This window comes from Lichenihabitans psoromatis (genome assembly GCF_004323635.1).
GTDB lineage: Bacteria > Pseudomonadota > Alphaproteobacteria > Rhizobiales > Beijerinckiaceae > Lichenihabitans > Lichenihabitans psoromatis.
Map to the genome: position 1 here is coordinate 3,522,404 of NZ_CP036515.1, position 14,995 is coordinate 3,537,398.

12 protein-coding genes, 1 tRNA gene and 1 pseudogene are annotated in these 14,995 nt (G+C 62.8%); 4 read left to right on the plus strand and 10 right to left on the minus strand.

Annotated features, from left to right (window positions below; translation table 11 throughout):
- Positions 1–30: 30 nt before the first annotated feature.
- Both EY713_RS16465 and EY713_RS16470 read right to left on the minus strand, forming a co-directional pair.
- A complete protein-coding gene (locus EY713_RS16465) occupies positions 31–1,617 on the minus strand; it encodes a caspase family protein (RefSeq protein ID WP_131116824.1) in 1,587 nt (528 codons plus the stop codon).
- 12 nt (positions 1,618–1,629) lie between these two features.
- Entirely contained in the window at positions 1,630–2,907 is a 1,278-nt protein-coding gene (locus EY713_RS16470; protein WP_131116827.1) for an ATP-binding protein, read from the minus strand.
- 265 nt (positions 2,908–3,172) lie between these two features.
- Here EY713_RS16470 and EY713_RS16475 point away from each other — a divergent pair, with 265 nt between their 5' ends.
- The 3 genes and pseudogenes from EY713_RS16475 to EY713_RS16485 all read left to right on the plus strand — a co-directional run bounded on the left by EY713_RS16475 (position 3,173) and on the right by EY713_RS16485 (position 7,305).
- The gene (locus EY713_RS16475) at positions 3,173–4,366 is read left to right on the plus strand and encodes a DUF932 domain-containing protein (RefSeq protein WP_131116830.1); all 1,194 of its coding nucleotides are present in this window, start codon (positions 3,173–3,175) and stop codon (positions 4,364–4,366) included.
- Between the two features lie 175 nt (positions 4,367–4,541).
- Positions 4,542–6,062: pseudogene (locus EY713_RS16480) on the plus strand (ParB/RepB/Spo0J family partition protein); the annotation flags it as partial.
- Between the two features lie 62 nt (positions 6,063–6,124).
- A protein-coding gene (locus EY713_RS16485; RefSeq protein WP_131113674.1) for an IS3 family transposase occupies positions 6,125–7,305 on the plus strand; the annotation gives its coding sequence in 2 pieces (ribosomal slippage) (positions 6,125–6,386 and positions 6,386–7,305; 1,182 coding nt in all).
- Positions 7,306–7,308: 3 nt separating this feature from the next.
- Here EY713_RS16485 and EY713_RS16490 read toward each other — a convergent pair.
- The 6 genes from EY713_RS16490 to EY713_RS16515 all read right to left on the minus strand — a co-directional run bounded on the left by EY713_RS16490 (position 7,309) and on the right by EY713_RS16515 (position 10,927).
- Positions 7,309–7,638 (minus strand): LysR family transcriptional regulator, encoded by a 330-nt coding sequence (locus EY713_RS16490; protein ID WP_245573025.1) that lies wholly within the window; start codon positions 7,636–7,638, stop codon positions 7,309–7,311.
- 172 nt (positions 7,639–7,810) lie between these two features.
- Positions 7,811–8,479: a class I SAM-dependent methyltransferase gene (locus EY713_RS16495; protein ID WP_131119844.1), complete on the minus strand. Its 669-nt coding sequence runs from the start codon at positions 8,477–8,479 to the stop codon at positions 7,811–7,813.
- A 12-nt stretch (positions 8,480–8,491) separates the two neighbouring features.
- Positions 8,492–9,385 (minus strand): NAD(P)/FAD-dependent oxidoreductase, encoded by an 894-nt coding sequence (locus tag EY713_RS16500; RefSeq protein ID WP_131116835.1) that lies wholly within the window; start codon positions 9,383–9,385, stop codon positions 8,492–8,494.
- Complete coding sequence (locus EY713_RS16505; protein WP_131116838.1) at positions 9,375–9,839, minus strand: Rrf2 family transcriptional regulator; 465 nt, start codon at positions 9,837–9,839, stop codon at positions 9,375–9,377. The genes EY713_RS16500 and EY713_RS16505 overlap by 11 nt, the downstream gene beginning before the upstream one ends.
- Positions 9,836–10,528 carry a glutathione S-transferase family protein gene (locus tag EY713_RS16510; RefSeq protein WP_131116841.1) on the minus strand — a complete coding sequence of 231 codons (693 nt, stop codon included), beginning with the start codon at positions 10,526–10,528 and terminating at the stop codon, positions 9,836–9,838. Before EY713_RS16510 ends, EY713_RS16505 begins: the two co-directional genes overlap by 4 nt.
- Before the next feature lie 323 nt (positions 10,529–10,851).
- Positions 10,852–10,927: transfer RNA gene (locus EY713_RS16515), tRNA-Arg, on the minus strand.
- 413 nt (positions 10,928–11,340) lie between these two features.
- Here EY713_RS16515 and EY713_RS16520 point away from each other — a divergent pair.
- The gene (locus EY713_RS16520) at positions 11,341–11,571 is read left to right on the plus strand and encodes a helix-turn-helix transcriptional regulator (protein WP_131116844.1); all 231 of its coding nucleotides are present in this window, start codon (positions 11,341–11,343) and stop codon (positions 11,569–11,571) included.
- Between the two features lies 1 nt (position 11,572).
- Here the strand turns inward: EY713_RS16520 and EY713_RS16525 are convergent, their stop codons facing one another.
- Entirely contained in the window at positions 11,573–12,922 is a 1,350-nt protein-coding gene (locus EY713_RS16525) for a tyrosine-type recombinase/integrase (RefSeq protein WP_131116847.1), read from the minus strand.
- Between the two features lie 220 nt (positions 12,923–13,142).
- On the minus strand, positions 13,143–14,762 hold the full coding sequence (gene guaA, locus EY713_RS16530) for a glutamine-hydrolyzing GMP synthase (RefSeq protein ID WP_131116850.1): 1,620 nt from the start codon (positions 14,760–14,762) through the stop codon (positions 13,143–13,145).
- Between the last annotated feature and the right edge of the window lie 233 nt (positions 14,763–14,995).

The window sequence follows — 14,995 nt, forward strand, 5'->3', positions numbered from 1 at the left end:
GTCTGCTCGCTCTCTTGATCGGCGACTACACTATTCGTCATCGTCGCGGTTGACCCGCCCTGTTGCAGGCCCAGCCAGCATCGGGCTGGATCGACCGACGCCCAATTGGAACCGCCGCGCCGCATCGACAAGGTCGAGGGCACTCTTGCGTCCGAAGGCAATTTCCAGACGCCGCTTTTTCAGGTCGAAGGTGAAGCTCGCGCCGTCCCGACTGTAAGTCACGCGCTGATCGCGATCATCGTCGTCCACATCGCCACCGGACGATTCACCGATATCCTCCAGCCGATCAACCAGCGCATCGAAGGAGTCCTCCATGCTGTCGAACTGCACCACCAGCCGCTGGAACTCGTCCGAGAAAAGTTCGTCGAGCGCCTCGCGATGCGCCGCCCAGCCTTGCCGAAGCTCGAGCCGTCGCGTGATGTAATACTCGCTCGGGTCCTCCGGATTCTGACCTGTCTCGACGATATAGCGGAAAGCAGGCGCATCGAGCGTGTCGGCCTCCTTCCTGAGATCCTTGCGCTTGAGGCCGAGGACATCGCGCGCATTTTGGTAGAGGGTTTGCAACTCCTCCGCGACCGTGTTGGCAAGCAGTCGATTGCACCAGCCGTCGGCCGACTCCGACAGCCGATCGGGCACCTTGTGATATCCGCGGCTGAAGCCGTCGAGGCTCCGGATTGCCCCTGTCTCGGTTCCCTCCAGATACTCGCTGTTGTTCTTCAGCCGGATGCCTGCAAGCGCCGCGTCCGCAGGTATGGCGGGCGGTTGCGCCACATAGTGGATCCGAAAGCTGTTCGATGCGGACAAGATGGCCTGGGGCGTCTGAGTCGCCCGCATCGACATCTCTCGGGTGATGTAGCGCGGCACTTCCTGGCGCAGATAGTTCTGCAAGCTTTCGCCGGTCAGCCAACGATCGCGTGCGAGCGCGTCGGGTGCGCGACCTTCAAGCGCTTCCAGCAGAAAGTGCGTCCAGATGCCGTGACCCAGCGCGTTTGACGGGTAGGACTTTTCCCCCGGCGAGCATGACAGGAAGGCGCCAAGATACCAGCCGCTATCGAGAAATTCTTCGACCTCGTCAGGGTCAAGGTTCCCGATCACGTCCCGCGACTGCACGACGTCGCGGAAGGGCTCGGCGCACGCGTCGATGAAGATCAGCGCCTGCTCACACGCGCTCTGGGACAAGGGCTCCAGCAGCGCATCGCGCATCGAGAGCGTCGTATCGGCGATGTTGAGGCGATTGGTATCGTAAGTGCTGAGGCGGTTCCCACCCGCGCCATGGAAGCCGTGCCCTGCGTAGTAAAAGACGAAGAGGTCATCGGCCGAGAGGTTGCGGATCGTGTAGCCCAGATAGTCCTGAACGGCGGCCAGGCTGGCGTCGGCGTCGGTCATCAGCTCAATCTCGACATTGTCCGCCGGCAGACCCTTGAAGATCTCCTGCACCGCCTCACTCACCGCGTCGGCATCCGCATGCGCGAACGCCACCGACGGCAGCGCGTCGCCGCTCTTCGGCTTGCGATAATTCTCAAGCCCAACGATCACGGCCACGACCCGCGTGAAGCGCGGTGCTGTGGGATCCTCGTCAACTGGCCGGGTCGGCGCCGGCACGGGTTTGCGCGCCATCACGCGTTCTCCTCAAGATATTCGCGTTCCACGCGACGCCCCCTTGCCCGTCTGGTTCGTGGGTGCCTCTCCATCCCAGAGGCTCGACAATGGCGCCGCTGCCAGCCTGTCGCCGAACGGCACGACGTCCGTGCTGTCGTAAAGGACGACGCCGAAGGCAAAGCGGTCTCCGCAGGCCTCGGCCAAGGCCCGCAGGCCGCCGAAATCACTGGCTTTGACCGTGGCGCTCGCCTTGACCTCGATGCCTGCGATCATCCCGTCATCGCGCTCCAGCACGATGTCCACCTCGCGCTTATCGCGGTCGCGGAAATGGTGCGGCGTCAGCCGCAGGTCCGAAGCCGTCATCAGCTTCAGCACTTCCGAGAACACGAAGCTCTCCAGCAGCGCGCCGAACGTGCCGCGATCAGCCTTCACCCGGTCGAAGGTCAGCCCGCGCACGCTCGCCAGCAGACCGGAATCGAGGAAATGCAGCTTAGGTGTCTTGACGATGCGCTTCAGCGCGTTCGTGAACCACGGCTGCAACGTGGCGATCAGGAACACCTGTTCGAGGAGCGCGACGTAACGCTGCCCCGTCTTGTGGGTCACGTTGATACCGGCGCCGAACTGCGAATAATTGACCAACTGGCCGGAGTGCTCGGCCAGCAGCCGCACGAATTTCGGAAGCTCGGTCAGCTTCTCCACATCGGCGATGTCTCGCAGATCGCGGGTCAGAATCGAGGTGAGGTAAGATCGCAACCAGTCCTGCCGCCGGCGCTCGCTGTCACGACTGATCGCTTCGGGGAAACCGCCGAGCAGGGCGAGTTGGACGAGATCATCGCCAATAATCGCGCCGTGTTGGCTCTGGAGTTTTCCGTCGAAGAGGCGCTCGAGAAACGAAGGGTGCCGACCTTCGATTTCGGCCTTGGCAAGCGGCAGCATCTGGATGGTCTCCATCCGGCCAGCCAAGCTGTCTGCGATCCGCGGAAGGGTCAGCACATTTGCCGAGCCGGTCAGCAGAAATCGGCCTGGGCGATAGTCCTCGTCGACCGTCTTTTTGATCGCCAGCAGCAGGTCCGGCGCGCGCTGGATTTCGTCGATGATGGCCCGGTCCAGGCCCCGGATAAAACCGGCCGGATCGGACTGGGCGGCCTCGAGCACGGTCTGATCGTCGAGCGTGATATAAGTTCGGCCGGTCTCCCCCATCTTTCGGACGAGCGTGGTCTTCCCGGCCCTGCGCGGTCCCACGATCAGGACGACAGGCGTATCTGAAAGGGCTTCTTCCGCCCGCCGCTCCACAAACCGTTCGAACATGCCTTCTCCGAATCCCGGACAATCGGGACTATGGGTATCGGCCAATTGGGAGTCAACGGTCCGCTAATTGGGAGTTTGTGGGCCGCTATTTGGAGAGCCAAGAGGGGAATGCCTTCCCCCTGGTCGCCGCCGCTGTCACCGACGCACCCCCTTCTGCGGGGAGTCCCCGCAACGCCCCTTTGAGAGTGAGAGGGCGGAGGGCTTCGCTGTGACGGGTTGAGGGCTGGAGGAGAGGCCTCCGGCGCCCGTCATGGAGTTTGGTCTCATGAATATGCAAGTCCTCGACGCGCGCCGCGATAACGACGGCGGCTACTCGGTGGATGTGAGCCGCGGTGAGCGTATCGGCCGCGTATCGTCGGAATGGTTCTCGCGCCCCGCCGACGAGCGCTATCTATCGTTATCCGACCTGGCTCAAACGGTCCGCGACCGCGCCGATCGGAGCCGAACACGCGTGGTGGAAAGCGCCCTTATCCACGTCGAGGCGAACCGCGACGACCCGGAGCGGTTGGCTCTGATCCTGCCAGGCACGGACACGCCTGTTGCGCCGACACACTGGTCTTTCGGCCAGCTCGCCAGCCTGGTCGGTGCGCCGGCAGCCTACCTGCGGCAGCTTCCGGCCGCGCTCGCCGGCATCAACCTACAATATGGCCTGACCTCCAATCGCGCCGAGCAGATCAAGACGCTCGAAACCGACACCGGGCGGGTCGAGCTGCGCGCCGTCACCGGCCCGGATTATGGCCGCATCTTCGATCACGAGCTGGTCGAGGCCGTACAGCGCATCGCAGGCAACGGCACCGGCGATACCCGCTGGAAGGTCCCGGGCGTGCTCGACTGGTCGACCGGGATCTACAATCCCCGCGTCGACATCAGCAAGGATACGACCACGCTCTACGCCTCGGATCGTGACGTCTTCCTGTTCCTGGTCGATGACCTGAACCCGATCGAAGCCGGGCGCCTGCCGGACGGCTCGCCCGATTTGTACTTCCGCGGATTCTATTGCTGGAATTCGGAGGTCGGCGCCAAAACGCTCGGCATGGCGAGCTTCTATCTTCGCGCCGTCTGCCAAAATCGAAACCTCTGGGGCGTGGAGGATTTCGAGGAGATCACCATCCGCCACTCGAAATATGCCGCAAATCGGTTCGCGCATGAAGCAGCCCCGGCGCTGCTGAACTTCGCCAACTCCTCGCCCATGCCGTTCGTCAACGGCATCAAGGCGGCCCGTGAGCGGATCGTCGCAAAGACCGATGAGGATCGCACCGACTTCCTGCGTCGTCGCGGCTTCTCGAAGGCGGAATCCGGGAAGATCATCGACGCAGTGCTGGGCGAGGAAGGCCGCCCGCCCGAGTCCATCTTCGATTTCGTACAGGGCATCACCGCCGTCGCCCGCGATAAGCCGCATCAGGACGCCCGCCTCGACCTCGAAGCCAAGGCGAAAAAGCTGCTCGACCGAGTCGCCTGACATCAGTGAAGCCGGAGACGCGTTTTTACGTGTCTCCGGCTTTGCGCTTCCGTGTCCTTCCGGCCCTCCGATCCGAAACGCTGCCCCCTTTAGAGGAAGAGGGCGGCGCTTCGCTTCGTGACGGGTTGGAGGTCGAGAGAGAGTCTTTCGGCCGCCCGTCGCGGAGTATCATCCCATGGCGACTACAGTTCAGAAGATCACACTCTCGCCTTCGCGCGACATTCCCTTCAACAAGCTCTTGCTCAGCCAATCGAACGTCCGGCGCGTGAAAGCCGGCGTCTCGATAGAGGAGTTGGCTGAAGACATCGTCCGCCGCGGCCTATTACAAGGCCTCAGTGTCCGGGCCGTCAACGATCAGGCCGGTGTCGAGACCGGCATGTTCGAGATCCCCGCCGGCGGCCGGCGCTACCGGGCGCTTGAGCTGCTGGTGAAGCAGAAGCGCCTCGCCAAGACCGCGCCGGTGCCCTGCATCGTTCGCGACAGCGGCATCGCGGAGGAGGATTCGCTCGCTGAAAACGTCCAACGGGCGCCGCTGCATCCGCTCGACCAGTTCCGAGCCTTTCTGGCGCTGCGCGAGAAGGGCCAGTCCGAGGAGGAGATCGCCGCCGCGTTCTTCGTCTCCGTGAATGTGGTGAAGCAGCGCCTGAAGCTGGCGTCGGTCTCGCCGGCACTGCACGATGTCTATGCCGAGGACGGCATGACGCTCGATCAAATGATGGCCTTCACCGTATCGGGTGACCATGAGCGTCAGGAGCAGGTGTTCGAACGCCTGAAGGCTTCCCACGACAAGCAGCCCTATGTCATCCGCCGCATGCTGACCGAAGGCGCGGTCCGTGCCTCCGACAAGCGGGCACAGTTCATCGGGGTGGACGCCTATGTGGCAGCGGGCGGCACAGTGCTGCGCGACCTGTTCCAGGGCGATGATGGTGGATGGCTGCAGGACGTCGCGCTCATCGATCAGATGGTGGGCGACAAGCTGAAGGCGGACACCGAGACGATCGCCGCCGAAGGCTGGAAGTGGATCGAGGTCGCGCCCAACTTCGCCTACGGCCATGCCTTCGGTCTGCGTCAGCTCCGCGGCGAGACCGTCGCGCTCACGCCCGAGGAGGACGCAACCCGCGAGGCGCTCCAGGCCGAGTTGGACCGGCTCTCCGACGAATATCAGGACGCCGATGAACTTCCAGACGAGGTGGACGAGCGCCTGTCGGAGCTTGAAACAGCGATCGAGGGCTTCGAGAGTGGCCCCGTGGTGTTCGACGCCGCCGAGGTCGCCCGCGCCGGCGCCTTCGTAAGCATCGGCGCCGAGGGAAAGCTTCGCGTCGAACGCGGCTACGTCCGGCCCGAGGACGAGTTGGCGGCTGAACAGGAGTCCGGGCTGCCCGCGGATGACGACCACGAGCGCGCCGTGCTCGCCAACTACGAGGGCGTCGAGCCTGCCGTGACGGCCGAGCCGGAAGCCGAGACGGAGGAGGACGAAGGTCTTTCGCCCATCTCCGACCGACTGATGACCGAGCTGACCTCGCACCGGACGCTGGGCCTGCGACATGCGCTCGGCGAGCGGCCGGACATCGCCTTCCTCGCGGCCCTGCACGTCGTGACGCTCAAGACCTTCTACCACTATGGCTCGGATAGCTGCATGGAACTGGACCTGAAAAGCGTCAGCTTCAGCGCCCAAGCGCCGGGGCTGAACGACAGTGATCGTCCCCCCTTGAAGTGGTCCATCCCGATGTATGGCTTTCGAGCCTGGAGGATGGATCGATGGGAAGACGACCGAAGCCTGAAGAGATCGTGAGCAAGCTGCGTCAGGTCGACGTGTTGGTCTCACAGGGGAAGACCGTTGCGGACTCGGTTCGCTCGATCGGGGTGACCGAGGTCACCTACTACCGGTGGCGGAAGGAGTTCGGCGGCTTGAAGCTTGACCAGGTCAAGCGCCTGAAGGAGCTGGAGACGGAGAACATGCGGCTTCGCAAGGCGATCGCCGACCTCACGCTCGACAAGCTGATTCTGAAGGAGGCGGCCTCGGGAAACTTCTGAGCCCCGCGCGCCGGCGCGTCTGCATCGAGCATGTGCGACAGCATTTGCCTGTCTCCGAGCGCCGCGTCTGTGCGGCGCTCGGTCAGCACCGCTCGACGCAGCGCAAGGCGCCGCGGGGCTTTGACGACGAAGAGGCGTTGACGGGCGACATCATCGAGCTGGCGCGGCAGTACGGCCGCTACGGCTATCGCAAGATCGCGGCGTTGCTGCGCGATGCCGGGTGGCTGGTAAACGACAAGCGGGTCGAGCGCATCTGGCGATGCGAAGGGCTGAAGGTGCCGGCCAAGCAGCCGAAGAAGGGACGTCTCTGGCTCAACGACGGCTCCTGCATTCGCCTCCGGCCCGAGCACCGCGATCACGTCTGGTCGTACGACTTTGTCGAGGATCGCACGCATGACGGCCGCAAGTTCAGGACCCTCAATGTCGTCGACGAGTTCACCCGGGAGTGCCTGGCCATCCGGGTCGCGCGCAAGCTCAACTCGACCGACGTCATTGACGTTCTGTCCGACCTGTTCATCCTGCGCGGCGTGCCTGGTCACATCCGTTCGGACAACGGCCCCGAGTTCATCGCCCAGGCTGTGCAAGACTGGATCACGGCGGTTGGAGCAAAGACCGCCTATATTGCCCCAGGCAGCCCGTGGGAGAACGGCTACGTCGAGTCGTTCAACGCTCGCTTCCGAGACGAGCTGCTCGACGGAGAGATCTTCTACTCGCTCAAGGAAGCTCAGGTCATCATCGAAAGCTGGAGAAGGCATTACAATACTGTGCGCCCGCACGGATCAATCGGCTACAAGCCCCCGGCGCCGGAGGTCTTCGTGCCCGCCTTCGCCGCATGGCCGGCTGCGAAACCCCGACCATCTCCGCCGGCCATGCTCAGGGTGGCGCCCAGGCCGACCATGAACTAACAATCAACCCGGACCACCCGATGGGGGCCGATCAGTGGCACGAAGGTTCCCGGTCGATAGAGACGTATGAACGCCAATTGCAAGTCTGCCGCTTTCACCTCGCGAGCTAGTTCGAAGGCGCACTCTAATTGTCTCTACTTCTTCAACGATGCGCCGGGCGACTTCGATAAATTCCACGCCCTCAACAGTCGGATGAGTGCCTCCATTGGTGCGCTCAAAAAGCACGGCACCGAGTTCATTTTCAAGGCTGCGAAGGCACCGGCTGAGCGTAGATTGCCTTACATTTAACGCCTCCGCGGCCCTACGAAGACTCTTATAGTGGGACGCCGTCACCGCCCATCGAAAGTCTCGAAGTTCTAGGGTCAAGTCGGACCACTCGATCTGCGCTGATTGCTCACCGGAAGCAGACGCGCCAACTTCCCACTCAGTCCGCCACGGGACGACGGCAGCTTCCTGTGAAGATTGCTTAGCTCAATCCAAAACCTTTCGCCCGATGCCATCGCCATCATGCTGCGGCAACCCAGCCACGAAACGTAAAGCCGGCGTAGAACAGTGCAACTTCAGAAAACCCTGCCTCGCGGAGGGTCGCTTCGTCTTCACTGACGGACAAAATGGGTAGGCGCGATGCCATCGCGGAAGCCGACACAGATGCCGCTGCAAAATCGACGCGGGATTCGCCGGCAAACGCTATGGACATCGACAACCAGCGGCGAAGCTTGCCACCTTCCGGGCAACTGTGGTGCGCCACGACGAGTGGTGCACCCGGCTTCAGACGTCGGCGGATTTCCCGCAGCGCGCACAGCCGTTCGTCTCGCCCGAGAAAGTGCAGCGTGAGCAGACAGGTTGCGCCATCGTATGGTCCCGGCGGTGCGGTGTCGATATAGCCGTGATGCAGTTCCACACGCTGTTGCAGAGGCCCGAGGACGCGGCGTCCTAAATTGAGCATCTCGAGCGAGGGATCGACGCCCACGAAGCGCCATCCCTGCTGCGCCTCGGCAAGCGCTTTGAGTTCTAGGCCGCCGCCTGCGCCGACCACCAGAATATTCGCCGCCTCCGACGCGTGCTCCGCGAGCAGAAGCATCGTCATCCGGTGGAGATCTGCAAAGCCCGGTACTTTCCGCGGTGTGGCTTCCGCATAGCCGGCGACCGCGGCCGGATCAGTGAAGGGCTGCATCACGTCCATGGCTCAACCGAACACTAGCGCGCGGTGAGCGGACGTACCCGCCGTCACACCGTCGGCGACGGCCCAACTGATGCTGTGTGGCGCCCGAGCGATGTCCCCTGCGGCATAAAGACCGGGAATGCATGTCATCTTGTCGGCATCAGTGCGGATCAAAGGGCCAAGCGGACCATCTTCGATCTCGACGCCAAGCTGGTGGGCGAGCGGGCTCGCCAGGCGCGACTGAGGCGAAATGTAAAGCGCATCGATCGCGCTTCTACGGCCATCGTCCAACTCGATGGCGGAGAGCGCGAGACCGTCGCCGACTAGTCGTCTTACGCGGGACGGCTCGACCTTCACGCCACGGGCAGCGAGCTTCAGCGCGTCGGCTTCATCGAGCACGGCACCATCGAGATACAGTGTTGTGGGCCCCCATTCGGCGACCAAGTACGCTTGGTGGACGGACATGAGCGCGTGGTAAAGTACACCGAGCTCGCGGTCGCTGAACTCGATTCCATGACAATAGGGGCAGTGGAGCACCGTCTTGCCCCAGCGTTCTTGAAGGCCGGCGATGTTCGGCAGTTCGTCGCGGAGTCCGAAGGCGAGAATGAGCTTTGAGCTCTCAATCGATTCGCCGCTTGCCATAAGAACTGAGAACCTGTCGTCGTGGACTTGCGCCTCGCTAGCCTCTGCACCCAACATCTGAACGGTCGTATAGGCCAGAAGCTGCTCGCGGGCCGCTGCCAGGATCTGGTGCGGGTCCTCCCCGTCCTGCCCCAAAAAGCCGTGGGAAGCAGAAGCGAAACGATTCCGCGGCCGGCCGGTGTCAATGACGCATACCTTCCGGCGAGCCCGCGCGAGATAGGTCGCAGCAGCCAGTCCGGCGAAGCCGCCACCGACGACGATGGCGTCATGCTTCATGTGCCGTCTCCTTGGCGACGTTGCCGCCTCGTTTTGCGAGGCGGGCATGGGCGTCGGCGCTCAGTTGCGCCAGCGTGACTTCGCCGAAGCGGGTCAGCAGAAGCGCCTCGGCATCATCGAACGCCTGCCCGAGCGCAGCATTGACAGCCTGCTCGACGATGCAACCGGGCGCTTCGGTCCGATTACTCATTGCCAGGATCTCCGGCTCTCCCAGCCCCTCGTAGATGTCGCGCAGTGTGACCTGCTCTAAGTCGCAAGCCATGGTCCAGCCGCCGCCGTGCCCTTTCTCGGAACGAACAAAACCCTTCTCGCGCAGGCCTGCCATGATCCGGCGGAGCACGACCGGATTGGTATCCATTGCACGCGCGAGAGATTCCGAGGTTTGCGGCTCGGGCCGCTCCGCCATGTGCAGCAGGACGTGCAGCACGCCCGACAATCGACTATCCCGTCTCATGATCTGATCCTGATCCCCGTCTGCGCCATCAAGCCGAGCGCGATTGCATGTTGTTCGGGGGGGTAATCGGGCGGCGGTACACTGGGTCGCAGCGAGAAGCGCGCATACCAATCGGAGAGCCGAGGACAATCGGAAGGGATCGGCACACCGTAGAAGCCGAGGGTGAAATGCAGGGACGCCATCGCCACGCAATCGGCGGTCGTCACGGTATTTCCGGCGATGAACTCCGCGTCGCCGATCATCCGCTCGGCAAGCCTCAGCCTCTGGAAGTAGCGTTCGGCGCCGATCTCGGCCGCCTCCTGGCTTTCGCGATCGGCACCACGGTTGAGACGGCTCCCGTGCCGTGCCCAGATGCCGAAGAACGTGAGCGCTTCGTCAAGGACGGTGGTGACTTCGCGCGTGCGAGCTCGGTCCTTGGGCGTCTTGCCGCGCATATTTGGGCCGCCGCGCGTGTCCTCGAGATATTCAAGGATCGCCAACGACTGTCCGACGACTGTCCCGTCGTCGTCGACGATGATCGGAAGCGATCCGTTTGGCGAGAGGCCTTTGATGACTGATGGCGGCCAGTTCGTCCTGCCGCGTGGTGGCTCCAGACGGACCAGTTCGACATCGCTGAGGCCTTTCTCCGCGAGGTAGATGGTCACCCGCTGCGGATAGGGGCCGAAGGCAAAGTTGTAGAGTTTCGGCACATCAATCCTCAGTTACTGCGCTTGTGCGCGCGACCAGATTCCCACCTGTCGCGCGGACAAGCGCGTCCGAGGCCTTAGGATGGGATCGCTTGGCGCGCGGGGGGAAATTCACCCTTTCACACAATCTGCCGCCTCGTATCATGCAACATCATATGTTGCATGACATGTTAAAAGTCAATGCTCCGGGGCGTGAGCCGGTCAATTTTTCAGCGGACATCTAGCGACGGATGAAGGAACCGCAGTGAGGATGCTGCTCGGAATCTTGAGTGAGATAACTGTGGCGAAGTGTTCGCCGCGGTGGAATAGAGTCGCGATGGGAGAGATGGCGCACCCGACAGGATTCGAACCTGTGCCTACGGCTTCGGAGGGTGGCGCTCTATCCAGCTGAGCTACGGGCGCATCGCCTGTCCGGCCCTCGCGCCGACAGCTTCGTGGAACTCTGCGGGAACTCGGCAAAACCAGCCAACACCAGCATCAGGCGAGCCACATGCCCGGTTACAGGTCCGCGCGGTCGGCGATGCGCGATTAGACGAAGAGTCTCGAACGCGATCCACAGCTTGAACCCATATTCGAAAGCCGCAAGCAAGACCTCGGCATCGAGATCGCCTCGAGCAGCAGTCTAGTTCCAGAACTCGCCTTCAGCCAAGCCATCGCCCTCAGCATAGTCCGGGTCTCGGACTGTAGACCCGCCTATTTTTAGCCTCCTCCACGCCAGACAACTACGATCACTAAATATCTATTGCACAACGACAAATCGTCGCTCTGTCTAGTCTCCGCAATGTCAAGAGCATCCAGCAGGAGGCAGCACGACCATGCTCGTACCAGACCGTATCGTCCGACTAAAAACCGTCCTCGCCCGCACCGGCCTCAGCCGCTCCACCATCTACCGCAAGATCGCTGAGGGCACGTTCCCAGCCCAGCTAAGAATCAGCATGAACGGCGCCGGTTGGCACGAATCCGATATCGATTGTTGGGTCGCCAATCCCACCGGCTGGCGGCCACCAGAGGTGATGACGGAGATGATGCGCGCGAGGAGCGCGTAGTTCAGAGATCGTCGTCAAGCCCGTCGTCATGAACCTCGGCTGCGCGCTGCTTCGCGTCGGCGATCAGCTCCTTAGCAGACTCGCCCTTCACCCAGGCATCAAGCATGTCGGCCCAACACTGAAGCATGATTTTCCGTTCGGCCAGGTAGCGGTTCACGTTGTAGACAGCCGCGATCCGGTTCCGAGGCGAGTGAGCCATGCTCATCTCGATCCAGCGATCATCGAACTTGGCGCGGTTCAGGCCTGTCGAAAACGTGCGGCGCAGGTCGTGAACGCCGAGGCTTTGAAAGTCCGGGTCGTCCTCGCGGATACGCTCCACAGCCGTATCGATCACCCGATTGAGCGTGGCGTTGCTTATTGGCGTATCGCCGTCGTACCGGCCAGGATGGAGGTATCGGCTGACGCCGAACATGGTGCGAAAGGCCGTCAGAATGTCGAGCGCTTGATCGCTGAGCGGGACGAAATGCGCCTTGCCAGCCTTCATACGCTCGGCCGGGATCGTCCAGCGCGCGGCGGCGAAGTCGATTTCCTTCCAAGTGGCGTCGATGAACTCCGATTTGCGAACGCCGGTCAGCAGGACAAACTTCACCGCTGAGCGTAGCGTAGGCGCCGCCGCCACGTGATCCAACGCCGTCAGGAACGCGCGAACTTCGGATGGCGACAGGGCGCGCTCGCGCGGCTCGAACGTCGCGATGGCACTGGTGCGGATCGACTCGGCTGGATTGCTGACATCCAGCCCGCATCCCTGCGCGTGGCGGAAGACCAGCAACACGACCTCGCGGACATGCACGGCCACGGCCGGCCCGCGTTTCTCCTTGACCTCATCGCACAGACGTTTGATCCGCTGCGGCGTCACCTCCGCCAGCTTGAGCTTCGACAAGTCACCTGCGATGGCGCGCTCATAGACGGAGCGGCGCATCGCCAGCGTGCTGTCGGCCAGTCTTTCTGCCCCCGACTTAGGATCGGCCTTGTGCTTGAAATACGCTTCCGCCCAACCGCCAAAGGTGACCGCCTCGGCTGACGCGGTGCGCTTCTCCACCTTAGCTTTCGACGGCGACTCGCCTCGCTCGACCTGTCGCCTGGCGCGCGCCAGCAGCGTCCTCGCCTCCGCAAGCGAAACATCCATCCCGTATTCCAGTGCCTCGGGCGCTCGTGTCAGCGTGCGAGCCGCCTCGGCGCTATACCGGCCGATGGTCAAGACCTCCTGTCGCCCGTTCACCCGGTACTGATATCGGAACGAAATGACCCCGGTCGGCGTGACGGCCGCGTGCATCCCATCGCGGTCCGTCACCTTGTAGAGCTTGGCCCTCGGTTTGAGATTTTTCAGTTCTTTATCAGTAAGATCGCCCATAAACCTGCATCCGGTCAGGGGGCGAACGGATACCAACAAAGGGGGTGTTGGTAGCGAAGGCCCGTTTCTTGACCATCCTGCGCCATACCAACGTCGCTACCAACAAAGTCGCCGGGTTGGGGTGACATGCAGTGATACGGGGTGGGATAAATAATCCTTGTTAGTCAAAGAGATCGCGCGATTTTTGGCACGGCGCAGGACGGTCTGACACGACCTTAGATCACTCCCACTCGATTGTGCCAGGAGGCTTGCTGGTCACGTCGTAGACGACGCGGTTGATGCCGCGGACCTCGTTGATGATGCGGGTCGCGACGCGGCCGAGGACGTTCATGTCAAACTTGAAGAAATCCGCCGTCATGCCGTCGACGGAGGTCACGGCCCGCAGGGCGCAGACTTGGTCGTAGGTGCGCCCATCGCCCATCACACCGACGGTGCGGACCGGGAGCAACACCGCAAAGGCCTGCCAGATCGTGTCGTAAAGCCCCGCTTTGCGGATCTCGTCCAAATAAATCGCGTCCGCCTGACGCAGGATATCCAGCTTGTCGCGGGTCACCTCGCCTGGGCAGCGAATCGCCAGCCCCGGTCCTGGGAACGGATGCCGGCCGACGAACGCCTCCGGCAAACCGAGCTCGCGGCCCAACGCCCGCACTTCGTCCTTGAACAATTCGCGTAAGGGCTCGACCAGCGCCATGTTCATACGCTCGGGCAGACCGCCAACGTTATGGTGCGACTTGATCGTCACGGACGGACCGCCCGAGAAGGACACGCTCTCGATCACGTCCGGGTATAACGTGCCTTGTGCCAGAAACTTGGCGCCGCCGACCTTGCCGGCCTCCTCGTCGAACACCTCGATGAAGAGCCGGCCAATCGTCTTTCGTTTCGTCTCCGGATCGGAGACACCCTCCAACGCATCGAGAAACAGCGTCTCGGCATTCACATGCACCAACGGAATATTATAATGGTCTCGGAAGAGGCCGACGACCTGATCGGCTTCCCCGGCCCGCATCAGACCGTGATCGACAAACACGCAGGTGAGTTGATCGCCGATCGCCTCGTGGATCAACACGGCCGCAACGGCCGAATCGACGCCGCCGGACAGGCCACAAATCACCTTGGACGAGCCCACCTGCCGCTGGATCTTTTCGATCATCTCGCGCCGATAAGCCGCCATCGTCCAATCCGACCGAAGGCCAACGATCTTGTGGACGAAGTTCTGCAACAGCTTGGCGCCATCGGGCGTATGCACCACCTCCGGATGGAACATGGTGGTGTAGAAACGCCGCTCTTCATTGACCGCGATCGCGAAAGGGGCGTTGTCGGACGTCCCGACGACGGTGAAACCGGGGGGAAGCCGCGTTACCCGGTCGCCATGGCTCATCCACACCGGATATCGGCCGCCGACGTCCCACACTCCCTCGAACAAAGGACTCGCGGCGCGGATCTCGACATCGGCGCGTCCAAATTCGCGGGCATGGCCGCCCTCAACGGCGCCGCCCTGCTGCAACGCAAGCGTCTGCTGGCCGTAGCAAATTGCTAAAATCGGCACCCCGGCCTCGAAGACCGCCGCCGGCGCGCGAGGACTGCCGGCATCAACGACCGAGGCGGGACCGCCCGAGAAAATCACACCTTTGGGATGGAGGCGCTGAAACGCCTCGTCGGCTTTCTGAAACGGTGCGATCTCGCAATAAACGCCGGCTTCACGCACGCGCCGCGCGATCAATTGGGTCACCTGCGAGCCAAAATCGATGATCAGGATCGCGTCATGCTGGCCCGGCGCTCCGCCGTCCCGCCCCTGCGTGGCGTCGTCGGAGCCGGAACGGATTGCTGCGGGGGCCACCATCGTGTCGCGTCCTCATAGATCGGCGCGCTGTAGCGGCCTCTCGGGCCGCGACGCAAAATGCCGGGATCGTTTCATCGTGCCGGGCAGGCCCGACCGCGAGCCTCGATCCTCTAGCGGGTTTAGCCCCGCGCGCAAAGCGGCGTTGGATCACACCCTCCGCAGCGAACGCCCGCAGGAGGGTAAACGGATTTATACCCGGATCCGACCCATGGATTTAGCGAGGCGACAAGTTA

Bases quoted from the DNA above. Each gene is read 5' to 3' on its own strand.
- EY713_RS16465 (WP_131116824.1), bottom strand. From the start codon at position 1,617: ATGGCGCGCAAACCCGTGCCGGCGCCGACCCGGCCAGTTGACGAGGAT.
- EY713_RS16470 (WP_131116827.1), bottom strand. From the start codon at position 2,907: ATGTTCGAACGGTTTGTGGAGCGGCGGGCGGAAGAAGCCCTTTCAGAT.
- EY713_RS16475 (WP_131116830.1), top strand. From the start codon at position 3,173: ATGAATATGCAAGTCCTCGACGCGCGCCGCGATAACGACGGCGGCTAC.
- EY713_RS16495 (WP_131119844.1), bottom strand. From the start codon at position 8,479: ATGCAGCCCTTCACTGATCCGGCCGCGGTCGCCGGCTATGCGGAAGCC.
- EY713_RS16500 (WP_131116835.1), bottom strand. From the start codon at position 9,385: ATGAAGCATGACGCCATCGTCGTCGGTGGCGGCTTCGCCGGACTGGCT.
- EY713_RS16505 (WP_131116838.1), bottom strand. From the start codon at position 9,839: ATGAGACGGGATAGTCGATTGTCGGGCGTGCTGCACGTCCTGCTGCAC.
- EY713_RS16520 (WP_131116844.1), top strand. From the start codon at position 11,341: ATGCTCGTACCAGACCGTATCGTCCGACTAAAAACCGTCCTCGCCCGC.
- EY713_RS16525 (WP_131116847.1), bottom strand. From the start codon at position 12,922: ATGGGCGATCTTACTGATAAAGAACTGAAAAATCTCAAACCGAGGGCC.
- guaA (WP_131116850.1), bottom strand. From the start codon at position 14,762: ATGGTGGCCCCCGCAGCAATCCGTTCCGGCTCCGACGACGCCACGCAG.